This window comes from Pseudomonas sp. T8 (genome assembly GCF_024610635.1).
GTDB classification, from domain to species: domain Bacteria; phylum Pseudomonadota; class Gammaproteobacteria; order Pseudomonadales; family Pseudomonadaceae; genus Aquipseudomonas; species Aquipseudomonas chlororaphis_I.
In genome coordinates this window covers 5,313,351-5,330,645 of record NZ_CP102374.1, presented here as the reverse complement: position 1 = coordinate 5,330,645, position 17,295 = coordinate 5,313,351, and the positions used below count along the sequence as shown (strand labels likewise).

General features: G+C 58.5%; 15 protein-coding genes, 2 tRNA genes and 1 rRNA gene. 5 read left to right on the top strand and 13 right to left on the bottom strand.

Going from position 1 to position 17,295, the window contains the following annotated elements; translation table 11 throughout:
* Positions 1-230: 230 nt before the first annotated feature.
* The 9 genes from NRG23_RS24150 to NRG23_RS24110 form a co-directional block, all read right to left on the bottom strand.
* A tRNA-Ala gene (locus NRG23_RS24150) sits at positions 231-306 on the bottom strand.
* Between the two features lie 26 nt (positions 307-332).
* Positions 333-409 (bottom strand) — tRNA-Ile (locus NRG23_RS24145).
* 65 nt (positions 410-474) lie between these two features.
* Positions 475-2,011 (bottom strand): 16S ribosomal RNA (locus NRG23_RS24140).
* 543 nt (positions 2,012-2,554) lie between these two features.
* Positions 2,555-3,175 carry a protein-methionine-sulfoxide reductase heme-binding subunit MsrQ gene (gene msrQ / locus NRG23_RS24135; RefSeq protein ID WP_009050874.1) on the bottom strand — a complete coding sequence of 207 codons (621 nt, stop codon included), beginning with the start codon at positions 3,173-3,175 and terminating at the stop codon, positions 2,555-2,557.
* Positions 3,175-4,188 (bottom strand): protein-methionine-sulfoxide reductase catalytic subunit MsrP, encoded by a 1,014-nt coding sequence (msrP, locus tag NRG23_RS24130; protein ID WP_028683401.1) that lies wholly within the window; start codon positions 4,186-4,188, stop codon positions 3,175-3,177. Before msrP ends, msrQ begins: the two co-directional genes overlap by 1 nt.
* 63 nt (positions 4,189-4,251) lie before the next feature.
* Positions 4,252-5,109, bottom strand: a complete 858-nt coding sequence (pssA, locus tag NRG23_RS24125; RefSeq protein WP_009050877.1) for a CDP-diacylglycerol--serine O-phosphatidyltransferase — start codon at positions 5,107-5,109, stop codon at positions 4,252-4,254.
* A 145-nt stretch (positions 5,110-5,254) separates the two neighbouring features.
* Positions 5,255-6,271: a ketol-acid reductoisomerase gene (gene ilvC / locus NRG23_RS24120; protein WP_007959661.1), complete on the bottom strand. Its 1,017-nt coding sequence runs from the start codon at positions 6,269-6,271 to the stop codon at positions 5,255-5,257.
* A gap of 45 nt (positions 6,272-6,316) precedes the next feature.
* Positions 6,317-6,808: an acetolactate synthase small subunit gene (gene ilvN, locus NRG23_RS24115; RefSeq protein ID WP_007924620.1), complete on the bottom strand. Its 492-nt coding sequence runs from the start codon at positions 6,806-6,808 to the stop codon at positions 6,317-6,319.
* 2 nt (positions 6,809-6,810) lie between these two features.
* Positions 6,811-8,535, bottom strand: a complete 1,725-nt coding sequence (locus tag NRG23_RS24110) for an acetolactate synthase 3 large subunit (RefSeq protein ID WP_007924621.1) — start codon at positions 8,533-8,535, stop codon at positions 6,811-6,813.
* Between the two features lie 403 nt (positions 8,536-8,938).
* On the opposite strand from NRG23_RS24110, the gene NRG23_RS24105 reads away from it, so the two are divergent.
* Positions 8,939-9,361 (top strand): DUF4124 domain-containing protein, encoded by a 423-nt coding sequence (locus tag NRG23_RS24105; RefSeq protein ID WP_257372493.1) that lies wholly within the window; start codon positions 8,939-8,941, stop codon positions 9,359-9,361.
* Positions 9,362-9,379: 18 nt separating this feature from the next.
* Here NRG23_RS24105 and NRG23_RS24100 read toward each other — a convergent pair whose 3' ends face one another.
* The 3 genes from NRG23_RS24100 to mrcB are packed head-to-tail and all read right to left on the bottom strand — an operon-like array spanning position 9,380 to position 12,787.
* A complete protein-coding gene (locus tag NRG23_RS24100) occupies positions 9,380-9,715 on the bottom strand; it encodes a YqcC family protein (RefSeq protein WP_009050879.1) in 336 nt (111 codons plus the stop codon).
* On the bottom strand, positions 9,715-10,446 hold the full coding sequence (locus tag NRG23_RS24095; RefSeq protein WP_009050880.1) for a M48 family metallopeptidase: 732 nt from the start codon (positions 10,444-10,446) through the stop codon (positions 9,715-9,717). Before NRG23_RS24095 ends, NRG23_RS24100 begins: the two co-directional genes overlap by 1 nt.
* A 16-nt stretch (positions 10,447-10,462) precedes the next feature.
* The gene (gene mrcB, locus NRG23_RS24090; protein ID WP_009050881.1) at positions 10,463-12,787 is read right to left on the bottom strand and encodes a penicillin-binding protein 1B; all 2,325 of its coding nucleotides are present in this window, start codon (positions 12,785-12,787) and stop codon (positions 10,463-10,465) included.
* A gap of 116 nt (positions 12,788-12,903) precedes the next feature.
* Between mrcB and NRG23_RS24085 the strand changes: the two genes are divergently transcribed.
* The 4 genes from NRG23_RS24085 to NRG23_RS24070 all read left to right on the top strand — a co-directional run bounded on the left by NRG23_RS24085 (position 12,904) and on the right by NRG23_RS24070 (position 16,196).
* On the top strand, positions 12,904-14,460 hold the full coding sequence (locus tag NRG23_RS24085) for a bifunctional aminoglycoside phosphotransferase/ATP-binding protein (protein ID WP_053269940.1): 1,557 nt from the start codon (positions 12,904-12,906) through the stop codon (positions 14,458-14,460).
* Positions 14,461-14,550: 90 nt separating this feature from the next.
* Positions 14,551-14,895: a pentapeptide repeat-containing protein gene (locus tag NRG23_RS24080; RefSeq protein WP_009050883.1), complete on the top strand. Its 345-nt coding sequence runs from the start codon at positions 14,551-14,553 to the stop codon at positions 14,893-14,895.
* A gap of 212 nt (positions 14,896-15,107) precedes the next feature.
* A complete protein-coding gene (locus tag NRG23_RS24075) occupies positions 15,108-15,380 on the top strand; it encodes a TfoX/Sxy family protein (protein ID WP_009050884.1) in 273 nt (90 codons plus the stop codon).
* 15 nt (positions 15,381-15,395) lie between these two features.
* The gene (locus NRG23_RS24070) at positions 15,396-16,196 is read left to right on the top strand and encodes a Crp/Fnr family transcriptional regulator (protein ID WP_009050885.1); all 801 of its coding nucleotides are present in this window, start codon (positions 15,396-15,398) and stop codon (positions 16,194-16,196) included.
* 235 nt (positions 16,197-16,431) lie between these two features.
* Here the strand turns inward: NRG23_RS24070 and NRG23_RS24065 are convergent, their stop codons facing one another.
* Positions 16,432-17,295, bottom strand: coding sequence for a ChaN family lipoprotein (locus NRG23_RS24065; RefSeq protein WP_257372485.1), 864 nt, complete (start codon positions 17,293-17,295; stop codon positions 16,432-16,434).

The following is a 17,295-nucleotide window of genomic DNA, read 5'->3' as shown; positions in this document are numbered from 1 at the left end:
CAAGCAATCTGGTTATACTGTGAAGACGACATTCGCCGAAAATTCGCGATTAAACTCACAAATTTTACCTTAGCCTGAATAAACACCAGTGAAAGTGCTATCCAGTCTATCTTTCTATCACATACCCAAATTTTTAAAGAACGATTCTGATAAAGATCAGAAATCAACATTCATCGCCAATCAGCGGAATGCTCATTTCTAAGCTTTAAACGATGGACACCAATCTGTAATGGTGGAGCCAAGCGGGATCGAACCGCTGACCTCCTGCGTGCAAGGCAGGCGCTCTCCCAGCTGAGCTATGGCCCCGTATCGCTACAGGGTGCACCAGTAATTGGTGGGTCTGGGCAGATTCGAACTGCCGACCTCACCCTTATCAGGGGTGCGCTCTAACCAACTGAGCTACAGACCCAATCGTCTTCTTCAATGAATCAAGCAATTCGTGTGGGAGCTTATGAAGCAGCTGATGTCGTCGATTAAGGAGGTGATCCAGCCGCAGGTTCCCCTACGGCTACCTTGTTACGACTTCACCCCAGTCATGAATCACACCGTGGTAACCGTCCTCCCGAAGGTTAGACTAGCTACTTCTGGTGCAACCCACTCCCATGGTGTGACGGGCGGTGTGTACAAGGCCCGGGAACGTATTCACCGCGACATTCTGATTCGCGATTACTAGCGATTCCGACTTCACGCAGTCGAGTTGCAGACTGCGATCCGGACTACGATCGGTTTTATGGGATTAGCTCCACCTCGCGGCTTGGCAACCCTCTGTACCGACCATTGTAGCACGTGTGTAGCCCAGGCCGTAAGGGCCATGATGACTTGACGTCATCCCCACCTTCCTCCGGTTTGTCACCGGCAGTCTCCTTAGAGTGCCCACCATTACGTGCTGGTAACTAAGGACAAGGGTTGCGCTCGTTACGGGACTTAACCCAACATCTCACGACACGAGCTGACGACAGCCATGCAGCACCTGTCTCAATGTTCCCGAAGGCACCAATCCATCTCTGGAAAGTTCATTGGATGTCAAGGCCTGGTAAGGTTCTTCGCGTTGCTTCGAATTAAACCACATGCTCCACCGCTTGTGCGGGCCCCCGTCAATTCATTTGAGTTTTAACCTTGCGGCCGTACTCCCCAGGCGGTCAACTTAATGCGTTAGCTGCGCCACTAAGAGCTCAAGGCTCCCAACGGCTAGTTGACATCGTTTACGGCGTGGACTACCAGGGTATCTAATCCTGTTTGCTCCCCACGCTTTCGCACCTCAGTGTCAGTATCAGTCCAGGTGGTCGCCTTCGCCACTGGTGTTCCTTCCTATATCTACGCATTTCACCGCTACACAGGAAATTCCACCACCCTCTACCATACTCTAGCTCGCCAGTTTTGGATGCAGTTCCCAGGTTGAGCCCGGGGATTTCACATCCAACTTAACGAACCACCTACGCGCGCTTTACGCCCAGTAATTCCGATTAACGCTTGCACCCTCTGTATTACCGCGGCTGCTGGCACAGAGTTAGCCGGTGCTTATTCTGTCGGTAACGTCAAAATACTCACGTATTAGGTAAGCACCCTTCCTCCCAACTTAAAGTGCTTTACAATCCGAAGACCTTCTTCACACACGCGGCATGGCTGGATCAGGCTTTCGCCCATTGTCCAATATTCCCCACTGCTGCCTCCCGTAGGAGTCTGGACCGTGTCTCAGTTCCAGTGTGACTGATCATCCTCTCAGACCAGTTACGGATCGTCGCCTTGGTGAGCCATTACCTCACCAACTAGCTAATCCGACCTAGGCTCATCTGATAGCGCAAGGCCCGAAGGTCCCCTGCTTTCTCCCGTAGGACGTATGCGGTATTAGCGTCCGTTTCCGAACGTTATCCCCCACTACCAGGCAGATTCCTAGGCATTACTCACCCGTCCGCCGCTCTCAAGAGAAGCAAGCTTCTCTCTACCGCTCGACTTGCATGTGTTAGGCCTGCCGCCAGCGTTCAATCTGAGCCATGATCAAACTCTTCAGTTCAAACATCTTTGGGTTTTGAGAAAACCCTAAACTTGGCTCAGCAATCGTTGGTTACATCTTTGATTTCTCGCGGAGTAACTTGTGATGCTGATAATCTTTCTGACTATCAGTCTGACTCCACAAGCACCCACACGAATTGCTTGATTCAGTTGTTAAAGAGCGGTTGGTTAAGTCTTTCGTCTCAACCGAGGCGCGCATTCTACAGCAGCCTCTGTATCTGTCAAGCGGTTATTTTAAGAAGTTTTCAAAGTTTCCTTTGCAACTTCAACCACTTGCGCTTCCGATCTCTCGTCAGCGGGAGGCGAATTCTACAGCGTTACACGCTGCTGTCAACACCTCTTTTTCTCCGCTTTCGACCGAGAAGATCGAACCGTCAATCCGGCGAAAACACACTGCCGAACCGACTCCTTCGGGCTTCGATGAACTGAAGCGTAACCGCTGTCGAAAACCGCGTAACTCATTGAATCTCAAGTAGTTTTCCGTTTCGACTGCGCCGGAAGTGGGGCGAATTATAGACTTCCAGAATCTGCCGTCAACCCCTAATTACGCTTTTGTTGCAGAAGATGGTTTTTTCACCATTAAACGGGGGATTCGACGTGTCACCGGCGGCAGCCGCAACAGTAATAACAATGCGCCGATAGAAGCATAGATAGCCCACTCTTTAAGATCGGCTCGAACAATCCAGAGCATATGCAGTAAACCCAGCCCAAGAATGAGATAGACCAACCGATGCAGTTTCTTCCAACGACTGCCCAGGCGACGCTGGCTGTATCTATTGGAAGTCACCGCCAAGGCCAACAACCCGAGGAACCCCAGGCTTCCTACAATAATGTAGGGCCGCTTACGCAACTCCACTCCCAGCTGTGACCAATCGAGCCCGAGGATAAATACGGCGTAGGCACTTAAATGCAGCACCACATAAGCAAAGCACCACAAACCGAGCTGTCGGCGTACCGCGATCCAGCCCGCCCACCCCGTCAGTTTCTGTAGAGGGGTCATGCTCAGGGTGATCAGCAAAAAGATCAGCGTCCCCAACCCCAGACGATCGACCAGCACTTTCCCTGGATCGGGTCCGAGAGCAGAGGCCCAAGCCTGGTACAACCAGAGCAAAGGCCAGATAGCCGCAACGATAAAGACGCCAAGGCGCCAGAATGGATAGCGCATCAGTAGTTCTTCCGCAGATCCAGGCCGGTATATAAAGAAGCGACTTCATCCGCGTAGCCGTTGAACATCTGCGTCTCACGCACATTGGGACTGAACAGGCCGCTAGGCAGGCGACGCTCGCGCGCCTGAGTCCAGCGAGGGTGATCAACCGTAGGATTCACGTTCGCGTAAAAGCCGTACTCATTGGCGGCGATGCTTTGCCAGGTGGTTTTCGGCTGCTCCTCCACCAGACTGATGCGCACGATGGACTTGATGCTCTTGAAGCCGTACTTCCAGGGCACCACCAAACGCAATGGCGCGCCGTTCTGGTTAGGCAGCTCGCGGCCATACATCCCCACGGCCAGAATCGCCAGCGGGTGCATCGCCTCATCCAGGCGCAGGCCTTCTACATAAGGCCAGTCGATCAGGGCAAAACCCGAACGCTGACCGGGCATGCTTTTAGGGTCCTGAAGGGTTTCGAAGCGGATGTATTTGGCCTTCGAAGTTGGCTCGACCTGCTTGAGCAACTCGGAAATCGGGAAACCGATCCAGGGAATCACCATGGACCAGGCCTCGACACAACGCAGCCGGTAGATCCGCTCTTCCAACCGATAAGGCTTCATGAAGTCTTCCAGCGCATAACGCCCTGGTTTACCCACCTCCCCGTCCACCACCACGCTCCAGGGTTCGGTTTTCAGCGCGCCGGCATTGGCAGCCGGGTCGCCCTTGTCGGTACCGAACTCATAGAAGTTGTTGTAGTGGGTGGCGTCCTTGAACGGGGTGATCGCCTCATCCTTGACGTTGACCGCCTGCCATTTTGTTTCCGGTAGTTTTTGCACAAACCATGACGGTGCCTTGCCAGGCTCGACATCCGGATAGCGCCCCGCGTCTTCGGCACTGGCCCAACGCGGCAGCGCACAGGCAGCCAGACCGGCAATGGCCCCGCCCAACAGGCTACGACGAGAGACATAAAGGGATTCAGGCGTGACATCCGACTCTTTGCAGTCAGACGACTTGGGGACTTTGATCAACATGGCAACTCCGCAGCATTGGAGGACTGATGCACCAATAGACTGCGGAGTATGGGGGAAATTACATTAAGGCAACGTTTTGCGCCGACGAAGATGCAACAAGTACTGAATCGGGCCAGAGGCTGCGTAGGCGAGGAAAACCAGCAACAAAATCCGCGGCGGATCACTGAAGACCACGGCGAATACCAGAACCACGGCGAGGATCGCCACGAAAGGTACGCGCCCCTTCAGATCCAGCTCCTTGAAGCTGTTGTACTTGATATTACTGACCATCAGCATGCCGGCCGCCGCGACCATCAGCGCCACCAGGAACGACATCTTCGAACCCTGGATACCGTAATCGCTGAATGCCCAGACGATACCGGCCACCACACCCGCCGCGGCCGGGCTGGCCAGGCCGATGAAGTAGCGCTTGTCGGCAGTCCCCACCTGGGTGTTGAAACGAGCCAGACGCAACGCCGCGCCAGCTACATAGATGAAGGCGACCATCCAGCCGACCTTGCCCATGTCACCCAGCGCCCAACCAAAGGCCAGCAAGGCAGGCGCAACGCCGAAGGCAACCATGTCGGACAGCGAGTCATACTCAGCGCCAAAAGCGCTCTGGGTATTGGTCATGCGGGCTACGCGCCCGTCCAGGCCATCGAGCACCATGGCGACAAAGATCGCGATGGCCGCGAACGCGAAATACTTGCTCGCTCCTGCCGCGTCACCGGCGCTCAACGCGCTCTGGGCACTCATGGAATTGATGATCGAGTAGAAACCGGCGAACAGGTTCGCGGTGGTGAAGAGGTTCGGCAGCAGATAGATACCACGATGCCGGACTTTACGGCCTTCAGCGTCATGCCCCTCTTCGACATGCTCATCGATGGGTAGCAGGCTATCGGCGTCAGAGGCCTGGTTTGGCTCTTCGGGACGTTCGCTCATGGACATTACCTTGCAACGGTGTGAAAAGTTTCGACGATACCCAGGGTCATGATTGGACCACAAAGGATCCAGCTTTATACCAGAACCTGTCTATCCAAACGAAAAAACGCGGCCTAGGCCGCGTTTTCCCTGACAAGACTCGAACTTAGTTCTTGGCTTTGTCGACGATTTTGTTGGCACCGATCCACGGCATCATCGAACGCAGTTGTTCACCGATGATTTCGATACCGTGAGCGGCGTTGTTACGACGCTTGGCGGTCATCGATGGGTAGCCGGTGGCGCCTTCGCTGATGAACATCTTGGCGTATTCGCCGTCCTGGATGCGCTTCAGAGCGTTGCGCATGGCCTGACGGGATTCGGCGTTGATCACTTCAGGGCCGGTCACGTACTCGCCGTACTCGGCGTTGTTGGAGATCGAGTAGTTCATGTTGGCGATACCGCCTTCGTACATGAGGTCAACGATCAGCTTCAGTTCGTGCAGGCATTCGAAGTAGGCCATTTCTGGCGCGTAGCCAGCTTCGACCAGGGTTTCGAAACCGGCTTTGACCAGCTCGACGGTACCGCCACACAGAACAGCCTGCTCGCCGAACAGGTCGGTTTCAGTCTCGTCCTTGAAGGTGGTTTCGATGATGCCGGTACGGCCGCCGCCCACGCCAGCGGCGTAGGACAGAGCAACGTTCTTGGCGTTGCCGGAAGCGTCCTGGTAGATAGCGATCAGGTCAGGGATACCGCCGCCCTTGACGAACTCGGAACGCACGGTGTGACCCGGGGCCTTCGGCGCGATCATGATCACGTCGAGGTCGGCGCGCGGAACAACCTGGTTGTAGTGGATCGCGAAGCCGTGGGAGAAGGCCAGGGTGGCGCCCTTCTTGATGTTCGGCTCGATTTCGTTCTTGTACAGCTGGGACTGGAACTCGTCCGGGGTCAGGATCATGACCAGGTCGGCGCCGGCAACGGCCGCGGCAACGTCGGTCACTTTCAGGCCATGGGCTTCAGCCTTGGCAACGGTAGCCGAGCCTTTACGCAGGCCAACGGTCACGTCGACGCCGGAGTCTTTCAGGTTGCACGCTTGAGCGTGGCCCTGGGAACCGTAACCGATGATGGCAACTTTCTTGCCCTGGATGATCGAGAGGTCGCAGTCTTTATCGTAGAAAACTTTCATGAATTTCCCCTATATCAGGCCGTTCAGGCCGTTCGCTAATTTGAGTTAGATGCTGAGTACTTTATCGCCACGGGCAATGCCGGTGACGCCACTGCGTACGGTTTCCAGAATCGAGGCGGTGCCGATCGACTGGATGAAACTGTCGAGCTTGTCGCTGGTACCGGTCAATTGAACGGTATACACGCTGGCACTGACGTCGACGATCTGCCCACGGTAAATATCGGTAGTGCGCTTGACCTCGGCGCGCTGGGCGCCGGTGGCCTTGACCTTGACCAGCATCAGCTCGCGCTCGATGTGAGCGCTTTCCGACAGGTCGACCAGCTTGACCACTTCAACCAGCTTGTTCAGGTTCTTGGTGATCTGCTCGATGATTTCATCGTGCCCCACGGTGGTCAGCGTCAGACGCGACAGGGTCGGGTCTTCGGTCGGCGCCACGGTCAGGCTTTCGATGTTGTAGTTGCGCTGCGAAAACAGGCCAACCACACGAGACAAGGCGCCCGGTTCGTTTTCCAGAAGCAAGGAGATAATGTGCCGCATGATTAAGTACGCTCCGTCTTGCTCAGCCACATATCGCGCATGGAGCCGTCTTTGATCTGCATCGGGTAGACGTGCTCGCTGGTATCGACCTGGATGTCGAGGAACACCAGACGATCTTTCATGGCGAATGCTTCTTCCATCTTCGGCTTCAGGTCCTTCAGGTCCGTGACGCGAATGCCCACGTGCCCATAGGCTTCGGCCAGCTTGACGAAATCAGGCAGCGATTCCATGTAGGAATGCGAGTGACGGCTACCGTAGTTCATGTCCTGCCACTGACGCACCATACCCAGCGCACCGTTGTTCAGGTTGATGATCTTGACCGGCAGGTCGTACTGCAGGCAGGTCGACAGTTCCTGAATGTTCATCTGGATACTGCCCTCGCCCGTTACACAGGCAACGTCAGCATCAGGGAAACTCAACTTGACGCCCATGGCCGCAGGGAAACCAAAGCCCATCGTGCCCAGGCCACCGGAGTTGATCCAGCGATTGGGCTTGTTGAACCGGTAGTACTGCGCCGCGAACATCTGGTGCTGACCCACGTCGGAAGTCACATAGGCGTCGCCCTTGGTCACTTCGCAGAGGGTCTCGATCACGGTCTGCGGCTTGATGATGCTGCCGTCGCCCTTGTCGTAAGGGAACAGGCCGCGATCACCGCGCCACTCCTCGATCTGCTTCCACCAACTGGCGACTGTGTCCTTGTTCGGGGTTTCGCCGATTTCCTTGAGGGCCGCGACCATTTCGGTCAGGACGCTCTCTACCGGCCCCACGATCGGCACGTCTGCCTTGATGGTCTTGGAGATGGACGCCGGGTCGATGTCGACATGGATGATCTTGGCGTTCGGGCAGAATTTCGCCGGGCCGTTGATGACACGGTCGTCGAAACGCGCGCCGACTGCCAGGATCACATCGGCATGGTGCATGGTCAGGTTGGCGGTGTAGCTGCCGTGCATGCCGAGCATGCCAACGAACTGACGGTCGGTGCCAGGGTAGGCACCCAAGCCCATCAGGGTATTGGTGACCGGCAGGTTGAGCATTTGTGCCAGTTCAGTCAGAGGCGCGGAGCCGCCACCGAGGATCACGCCGCCGCCTGCGTACAGCACAGGACGCTTGGCCGCCAGGAGCATTTCTGCCGCCTTGCGGATTTGCCCGGAGTGACCGCGCACAGCCGGGCTGTAGGAGCGCAGCTTCGCTTTTTTAGGGAAAACGTATTCGAACTTTTCAGCCGGATTGGTCATGTCCTTAGGGACATCGACCACGACTGGACCCGGACGACCGGATTGCGCCAGGTAGAACGCCTTCTTCATGACTTCCGGGATTTCCGAAGCGTGCTTGATCATGAAGCTATGCTTCACGATCGGCCGGGAGATACCGATCATGTCGGTTTCCTGGAACGCGTCGGTACCGACCATGGTGCTAGGCACCTGACCGGAAATGATCACCATTGGAATGGAGTCCATATAGGCAGTGGCGATACCGGTGATGGCATTGGTCGCGCCAGGGCCGGAAGTCACCAGTACCACACCGGCCTTGCCGGTGGCACGGGCGTAGCCGTCAGCCATATGGGTAGCCGCTTGCTCGTGACGAACCAGGATGTGGGTCACTTCCGGTTCTTTGAACAGGGCATCGTAGACATGAAGGAGAGCACCACCCGGGTACCCATAGATATATTTGACGCCTTCGTCACGCAAAAAGCGGACGAGCATCTCACCGCCAGATAAAAGCTCCACGTTGTTCACCTCTAAAACGCCAGAATACCGCCCTCTTGAAAGGGGACGGGTCTTAATAGGTTTACTTCTCAGCAGAGCATGAGCGACGGTGGTCGCCGACTACGTCAGCACTGACTGAGCAAGTATTGGGAGTGCCCCAAGTGTTGCGGGGTTTTCCCACCCAGCGCGAGGTAACGCGTTGCGGGTGTAGCAGGTCGGCGCGGATGTGCGCCTCATGTTCTGCCGAGCGGGTCTGCTTCTGGCAGTCCCTCTACAGCGGACTTTGGATTCTTCTGTTTCGCCCTCTGCAAGTCAAGACGTCAATGTGCTTTATTCGAACTAAGCGCATGAGAACGCAAGAAAAAACCTGTAAACCGCGAGTGTCTGCGCTTCAATTGCGCAATCCTGGATAAGGAATTCAAAAATGCGAACCTTCGCCATGACCGCCGGCCTGCTGCTCGCCATGACTCTCCCGTGCCAGGCCGGGCAGATTTACAAATGGGTCGACGCCCAGGGAGTCACCCATTTCGACGCCCAGCCACCCCAAGGCGTGGCCAGCACCGTCATCACCCTGCCGAAAAACCCGAAAGGTGCGTCCCGTACGCCGTCACCCGACAAGCCGGACACCCAGCAACAGGTCATGGACAACCAGGCCAAACAACAGGTCGCCAGACAGGAAGCCGAGCGCAAGCGTTTTTGCACACAGGCACGGGCCAGCCTGGCGCAGTTGCAGAACAACCCGCGCCTGAGCGAGAACACAGAGGAGGGAACGCGCCGCCTGACCGAGGAACAGCGTCAGCAGCGCATCGTGGAAACGCAGAAGGCGATAGACAACCACTGCCGCTAGGCAGTGGTTGCAGAGGGTTTAGCGGGTGGCGACGATCAGTTGGTCGAACTCTTTGAGCAGGATCTGCAACTGAAGGTCCCGGCCCTGCATCGGGCGACCGGCGAATACCACTTCGGCCATTTCCTGGATGCCCGAGGCGCTGGGCAGCGGCAGGTCCTGCTCAAGAATCGCCTTCATCCGCGGCAGGAAGATCCACTGCAACCATTGCTCGAACTCCAGTGTGTCCACGGCAAACGGCTCGACACTGGCCAGGGCCTCGGTGCTCGGCGGGGTGTCATCCCACAACCCCTGCAACCGCAGCTCACGCTCGATCAACAGCAACTGCTCGGCAATCTTTGGAAAACGCGCATCCATCACAGAGACACCTTGGCTTTCTGTCGGGCCTGAGCGGCACCGGCGGCATCGCCCTGTTTCTCGCGCGCCTGGGCGATCAATGCCCACAGGCTGGCCTGCAGGTCAGGACGACCGTTGGCGAAGCTCAGGCCGCGACGGGCAAACTGTTCAGCCTGCGCTGCATCGCCCTGGGCCATGCGTACCTGGGCCAGGCGATACAGCACCTGCGGCTCACGCGGTGCTACACGCTGGGCGCGCTCGAGGCTGGAGGAAGCGCCGTTCAGGTCGCCACTCGCCTGTTGCTGCTGGGCCGTGGTCAACAGCGCCAGCACCGGACCATCCAGTTGCTCATCGGCGGACAGCCCGCCAGAGCTGGCCGAAGGCACTCCGCTCGGCGTCGGCGGCAGGCTGTAGCTGCCCTGATTGATCGGCGCGGACTGGATCGGTGAGGTATCGATAGGTCCAGGCGTGATCGGGCCCGGGGTAATCGGCGCGCTGCTGATTGGCGCGGCAGTGGCCGCAGCCCCGCCCGGCACCATCACCACCACGCCCGAGTCCTGCGGAATACTTTGAGTCTGTGCCTGCGCCGGACGCTTGATGGTCGTCTGACGAAAGCCACCATTGGCCGAAATGCGCTCGCTATTGGACACGGAGGTACCGGAGTCCACCACCGGAATCGAGCCACGCTGCACGCTGGCGCAACCATTGAGCAAAGCCAGAGCTGTAATAGCTGGAATCCACCACTTGTTCACGTCAAACCCTCTTCGCTTAATTCATCCAGCCCTTGACCCAATCCATCACCGACTCAACAGGCGCCGGGACATCGCCGCCGCATGCAGGACCGGGTGGGGGTTCACTGCCGCGAATATACGGCATCTGTACCGCGCCCGGACAGTTGGCATCCGAGCCTTGCCCGGTCCGCGAGTCGACCCAGGCCTGCACCACGTTATCCGGTTGCGGCATATCCAATGGCAGCGGGTCGGCCTTGCGCATGAAACTGGTCCAAACCTGCAACGCGCCAGTGGCGCCGGTGAACGGTGTCTTGCCGTTGTCATCACGCCCCAGCCAGACCACCGCCAGCAGATCCTGGCTGAAACCGGCGAACCAGCTGTCGCGGGAATCGTTACTGGTACCAGTCTTGCCCGCCAGCGCCAGGGAACGCGGCAACACGTTGTAGACCGAGCTGCCGGTACCTTCGCGCATGACGCGCTGCATCGCGCTCTGGATCAGGTAGATCGAACCCGGGTCGAAACGTTGCTGGATCTGGAACGGATAACGCTTCAGCGGCTCGCCTTCGGCGGTCAGCACACTACGGATCCCGCGCATCGGGGTGTTGAAACCGCCGTTGGCCAGGGTCTGGTACATGGTGGCGACTTCCATCGGGCTCAAGCCCCCCGCCCCCAGCAGCATCGAAGGGAACGCCGGGAATTCGCGGGTGACGCCAAGGCGTCCCAGGGTCTTCAGCACGTTCGGCACACCGACTTCCAGGCCCAGGCGCGCGGTCGACAGGTTATAGGAATGGGCCAGCCCCTGATAAAGGAAGACCGTGCCATGGGAACGACGGTCGTAGTTCTGGGGTTTCCACACTTGCCCGTCGCCGCCTTTCACCGAGAAGGCCTCGTCGGAGAGCCAACTGGTCAGGGTGTACTGGCTGGGTTTCTCCAGTGCCGTCAGGTAAACCGCAGGCTTGATCAGGGAGCCGATCGGCCGCACCGCATCCAGCGCCCGGTTGAAACCGGCAAAACCGGCCTGACGGCTGCCGATCATGGCCTGGACTTCGCCGGTTTCCGGGTTGGTCACCACCATCGCCGCTTCGACTTCATCCGACCCCTTGCGCCCGGCCAGACGCTTGAAGGTGTCACTGACCGAAGCCTCGGCCTTCATCTGCAGAATCGGGTCGAAACTGGTGAAAATCCGCAAGCCTTCCTCGGTCAAGTCTTCGTCGCGGTAATCCTCACGCAACTGACGCTTCACCAGATCCAGGAAGCCGGGGAACGAGCTGTCCGCCAGGCTGCCGCGCTTGGTCACGCCCAGCGGCATTTTCTTCGCCGCTTCGACCTGTTCCGGCGTCGCCACACCCTGCTGCGCCAGCAGATCGAGCACCAGGTTACGCCGCTCCAGCGCGCGCTCCGGATAACGTCGCGGGTTGTAATAGGACGGCCCCTTGACCATCCCCACCAGCAAGGCGATCTGATGCAACTTCAGTTCGGCCAGCGGCTGGCTGAAGAAGAACTGGCTGGCCAGGCCGAAACCGTGCACCGCACGCTGGCCGTCCTGACCGATGAAGACCTCGTTGAGGTACGCCTCGAGGATCTCGCGCTTGTCGTAATGCAGCTCAAGCAGCAGGGCCATCATCGCTTCGGTGAGCTTGCGGCTCAGGCTGCGCTCGTTGGTCAGGTAGAAGTTCTTGACCAACTGCTGGGTCAGGGTACTGCCGCCCTGGCGCATGGCACCGGACGAAGTGTTGACCCACACCGCCCGGGCGATCGACTTCGGCGACACGCCAAAGTGGCTGTAGAAATCCCGGTCCTCGACCGCCACCAGGGTTTCCAGCAGATAAGGAGGCACCTGATCGATCTTGATCAGGATCCGGTCTTCGAGATTCTTCGGATACAGGCCGCCAATCAGCAGCGGCTCCAGGCGCACCACGGCCAGTTTCGAGCCTTTGCTGCCCGACAGCTCGGCCACGTAGTCGCCGGAGAAACGCACCCGCACCGGTTGTGCCTGTTCCATGCCTTCATAGAACTGGAAACCGCGGGTATTGAGTTCAACGGTGTTACCACTGACCGACGCAGCACCAGGGCCGTTGACCACACTTTCGCGGCGATAGCCAAGTGCGTCGAGCTCGGTGAGGAAATCGTCCTTGCTGAGCTTCTGTCCGACGAACAGCTCCAGCGGGCGCGCATAGACCTTGGCCGGAATGGTCCAGCGCTTGCCGGAGAATTTCTCCTGGACCACGGCATCGAGATAAACCGCAAAGCCGGCGAGCACCACCAGAGCGACCAGACCGAGCTTCAAGGCCCAGCCCAGCCAGGGGCGCGGGCCACTAGACGGACGTTTTTTAGCGGAACGGGGGGATCGAGTACGAGTCATGGCGGCGGATTATACGCACTTTATTCATAGTCAACAGGAGCCGCCCGAGGTTTGCGTTAGCCCTGTCAGCGGCCATAATGACGCCCTTGAATTTCCCCGACTCTGAAGGATCGCCTGTGAGCCAATCCCTGATCGCCGCCCTGCAAAACCCGGCCCTCTACCCGCATCCCGTAGACGGATTCCAGGTCATCGAGACCCATATTTCCTGGGTCCTGCTCACCGGCCCCTATGCCTATAAGCTGAAAAAGCCGGTCAACTTCGGCTTTCTCGATTTCACCGGCCTTGAAGCGCGTGGGCACTTCTGCGGCGAAGAGCTGCGTCTCAACCAGCGCCTGACCGATGATTTGTATCTTGAAGTGTTGCCGATCACCGGCACTGTCGACGCGCCGCAGATCGCAGGCGACGGCCCGGTCATCGAATACGCGCTGAAAATGCGCCAGTTCCCGCAAAGCCAGCTGCTCAGCACGCTGCAAGCCAATGGCGAACTGACCACCGCGCACATCGACGAAATGGCCCGGCAGATTGCCAGGTTCCACCTCGACGCCCCGCGAGTTCCCGCGGCCCACGTAGCCGGCACCCCGGAAAGCGTAATGGAACCGGTACGTCAGAACTTCGAGCAGATCCGCCCGTTCCTCAGCGACAAGGCCGACCTGCAGCAACTTGAAGCCCTGCAAGCCTGGGCCGAAAGCAGCTTCGAACGCCTCAAGCCACTCTTCGCCCAGCGCAAGGCCGAGGGCTTCATCCGCGAATGCCACGGCGACATCCATCTGGGTAACGCAACGCTCATCGACGGCAAGGTGGTGATCTTCGATTGCATCGAGTTCAACGAGCCGTTCCGCTTCACTGATGTCTATGCCGACGCCGGCTTCCTCGCCATGGACCTGGAAGACCGCGGCCTGAAATGCCTGGCACGCCGCTTCATCAGCCAGTACCTGGAACAGACCGGTGACTATCAGGGCCTGGAGCTGCTGAATTTCTACAAAGCCTACCGCGCCCTGGTACGGGCCAAGGTCGCCTTGTTCAGCATGCCGGCCGACGCCAGTCCGATGCAGCGCGCCACAGCCCTGCGCCAGTACCGCAACTACGCCAACCTGGCAGAGAGCTACAGCACCATTCCATCGCGTTTCCTGGCGATTACTTCTGGCGTTTCCGCCGTTGGCAAAAGCCATGTGGCCATGCGCCTGGTGGAAGCTTTGGGCGCCGTTCGCCTGCGTTCCGATGTCGAGCGCAAACGCCTGTTCGGCGAGCAGCAGGTACAGAACGATCCGAATGTCGGCATTTATAATGCCCAGGCCAACACCGCGACCTATGACCGCCTGCATGAACTTGCCGGTATCGTCCTGCGCGCCGGTTTCCCGGTGGTCATCGACGCCACCTACCTCAAGCGCGACCAGCGTGATGCTGCGGCCAAGGTTGCTGAAGCGACCGGCACCCCTTGCCTGATCATCGACTGCAACGCCCCGCAGGCCGTCATCGCCAGCTGGCTGGCGCAGCGCCAGGCCGATCGCAACGACCCGTCGGACGCAACCCTGGCCGTGATCGAACAGCAGCAAGCCAATCGCGAAGCCCTGAGCGCCGAAGAAGTACTGCGCAGCAAGCGCGTCGAGACCAATGAAAGCGGGAGCCTCGACGCCCTGGTCGCGAATATTCGCCAGCGTCTCCCAGGCTTGTAATCAACTATTTCAGCCGTGAAACCGCAAAGGCTTCACGGCTGAAAAATAGTGGCACTATACTGGCGTCATAATTCCAGCAGGTGACGCCCCATGAGTCAGCCCAAACTTCTCGACACCCCCCTTTACGCTTTGCTGCACAAAGACGACATCGACGGCTTTAACCGGGAGCGCCCGAAAGACCAGACTGTCGACATGCGCGGCGGCGATTTTCGTGGGCTCGACCTACGTGAACTGAACGCCGACGGCATCGACTTCACCGACGCCTACTTCCGCTCTGCCGACCTGCGCGGCCTCGACCTGCGCAATTCCGCCATGGAAGGCGCCAGCCTGGCCCATGCGCAAATCTCCGGCGCCTACTTCCCGCCCGAACTGACCGCCGATGAAATCCTGATGTCCGTCAATTTCGGCACTCGCCTGCGCTACCGCACCAAGTAATCGCCGTTTTTGCTCCAAGGTCCGGCGCTCTCTGCCTTACGCTGGACTTGGCCTGCCTCCTTCCCTCCCCTCCCTCTGCTTCTGACGTACTTTCCTCTGTCGCCTTAGAAGCTTTTGCGCCAAAGCCGACCAAAGAACAGCGCTTTTCCTACTGAGCGCTACACTCCTTTGAGACTTGCCCACGCACCATTCGGCCGTTGCAAGGAGGCTTGATGAATGATGAATTGCAACACCTTAAGAACCTTGGCAAGACGTCGGCACAATGGCTGCATGCGGTGGGCATCCATAGCGCTTCGGACTTGCGCCGCCTGGGGGCGGTGGACGCCTATCGAGCCGTGCGGACCCGAGGTTTTCGAGCCTCGAAGGTGCTGTTGTACGCCATCGAAGGCGCCCTGATGGATGTGCACTGGAATGACATTCCGGCAGAACGCAAGGAAGCACTCAATAAACAGCTGGACGCCATTTCTTCACGCCACAAGAACTGACCTGGCAGGCTTTTCATGTATCTACTGGGGGAACAACCGGCTTACGCCGACGCCTTGATCAATCGGCTGCAAAGCATCCCGCCGCGCCTGCTGGAAGGCCTGCTGCCGTCCGGCGACGTAATGGAAGTGGCCCCTTCCAAGGACCTCTCCAGCAGCCTTGCCGACAGCCAGCTGTTCCTGCTCGAAAGCGGCCAGGTACAAGCCAGTATCGATGAGCGCCCACTGTTTTATCTGCATGAAGGCGATCTGCTCGGGCTACGTCGAGGAGCCGAGTTGCCGCGCTGGCAACTCAGCAGCGAGCAGCCGTTGAGCCTGATCCCCTATCAGCGTTCCGCGGTGTTCCAGCATCTGTATGCCGACGAACAGCGTTCCGAACTGTTTCTGCAGTACCTGATCGGACAAACCGCCCTGCTGTCCGATGCCGTTGCCCGCCTCAAGCAACCCGAGTTGCGCAACAGCAACGGTTTTCAACGCGTGGCCAAGGGCGAGGTGCTGATCCGCCAGGGCGATGACGCCGATCATGTGTTCGTCATTATCGAAGGGCACGCCGAAGCCTTTGTCGACGGACACAAGGTCGGAGACGTGCCCAAGGACGAGATCTTTGGTGCGATGGCCATTTTCACCGGGGAGAAACGCAACGCCAGCGTGATTGCCAGCGAGCCATGCACCCTGATGCTGATCCCCAAGAGCCAGTTTCTCAGCCTGACTCAGAGCAATCCACGTATCGCCCATAGCCTGATCGAAAGCATGGCGCGGCGAATCGACCTGTTGAACAAGGAAGTCAGCCGCTTGCACAGCATGAGCGCCAACCTTTAAAGCCCCGTACTTACGGGCAATCCAAACGAGCGTTTGGCGGAATTCGCAGAAACAGGAAAAACCTTGTTGACTTGGAAATGAGAATCGTTATGATTATCACAACTGATCGCGAGATCAGTCGATAACCTGGAAGACCAGTGGTTCGGACTCTCAGATTATCTCCTCATCAGGCTAATCACGGTTATTTGACCCGGCTCTTGCCGGGTCTTTTTTTGGCCTGAAAAAAGCCATCCGCCTACTGGCGCATCTCGGCGCAGTAATCCTTCTCCGGCAGCCGCGCGCTGTACCACACATAATCCGCGCTTTGCGGCGATACCTGCGCGCCCTTCTGCGCCAGCATCAGCACCACGGCGCCGTTCGCCGCGCCAAGGTCCTGCAGGTGAACCGGCACCCCGACATCCTTGCGCGCATGAAAGGCCCCGGCAAAAAGCAGCGCCGGCGTCGGTGCCGCCAGCAAGCGCTCGGCCATGCGTCGGTCACGCTGCTGCTGAACCGCCAGCATTGCCGGCATCTGGCTTTCAGGGAGCAGGCCACAATGGGAGTCTCGGACTTGCTGCAACAACTCGTTACGCACCGACGCGGCATTCGAGTGTTCACCACTCAAGGCCGGTGCCTGGCGATAGATAGTGCGAACTTCGGAGCTGTCCAGATTGGCGGCCAGCAATGGATAAGGCTGGAATAACGCATAACGCACGATAGGTCCGTACAATGCCCAGGCCCAACCCGGCGACCAGGCCAGCGCGCCAGGCAGGTCATCAGGCAGCCCCTGCGTCGCCCGGTGTTGACGGAGTGAATCGACCCGCGGTTGCTGGTCCGGCGTGAGCATTTCCAATAGCAGGCTGCCTTGCGCGCGCTGGGTCGCCATCGCCTGCAACAGCCATAGCTGCAAGGCGTGATGTTCGGGGTGGTCATGCTGTTCGCCGACAATCACCCAAGATGCCCGGGACAGACGAATGACCAGCTCCTCCGGGGTCAGGGCCTTTCCACTGCGCAGGTCCAGAATCGCCGCGCTATCAGCCTGGACCGGAAGTTCAGGCATGACCGGCACGCCCTGGCAGGCGCCCAGCAGCAACACACTCAGGATCAATAGCACACGCAT

Bases quoted from the DNA above. Each gene is read 5' to 3' on its own strand.
- pssA (WP_009050877.1), bottom strand. From the start codon at position 5,109: ATGAGCGAACGTCCCGAAGAGCCAAACCAGGCCTCTGACGCCGATAGC.
- NRG23_RS24065 (WP_257372485.1), bottom strand. From the start codon at position 17,295: ATGCGTGTGCTATTGATCCTGAGTGTGTTGCTGCTGGGCGCCTGCCAG.
- NRG23_RS24080 (WP_009050883.1), top strand. From the start codon at position 14,551: ATGAGTCAGCCCAAACTTCTCGACACCCCCCTTTACGCTTTGCTGCAC.
- NRG23_RS24105 (WP_257372493.1), top strand. From the start codon at position 8,939: ATGCGAACCTTCGCCATGACCGCCGGCCTGCTGCTCGCCATGACTCTC.
- NRG23_RS24100 (WP_009050879.1), bottom strand. From the start codon at position 9,715: ATGGATGCGCGTTTTCCAAAGATTGCCGAGCAGTTGCTGTTGATCGAG.
- ilvC (WP_007959661.1), bottom strand. From the start codon at position 6,271: ATGAAAGTTTTCTACGATAAAGACTGCGACCTCTCGATCATCCAGGGC.
- ilvN (WP_007924620.1), bottom strand. From the start codon at position 6,808: ATGCGGCACATTATCTCCTTGCTTCTGGAAAACGAACCGGGCGCCTTG.
- NRG23_RS24070 (WP_009050885.1), top strand. From the start codon at position 15,396: ATGTATCTACTGGGGGAACAACCGGCTTACGCCGACGCCTTGATCAAT.
- msrP (WP_028683401.1), bottom strand. From the start codon at position 4,188: ATGTTGATCAAAGTCCCCAAGTCGTCTGACTGCAAAGAGTCGGATGTC.
- mrcB (WP_009050881.1), bottom strand. From the start codon at position 12,787: ATGACTCGTACTCGATCCCCCCGTTCCGCTAAAAAACGTCCGTCTAGT.
- msrQ (WP_009050874.1), bottom strand. From the start codon at position 3,175: ATGCGCTATCCATTCTGGCGCCTTGGCGTCTTTATCGTTGCGGCTATC.
- NRG23_RS24075 (WP_009050884.1), top strand. From the start codon at position 15,108: ATGAATGATGAATTGCAACACCTTAAGAACCTTGGCAAGACGTCGGCA.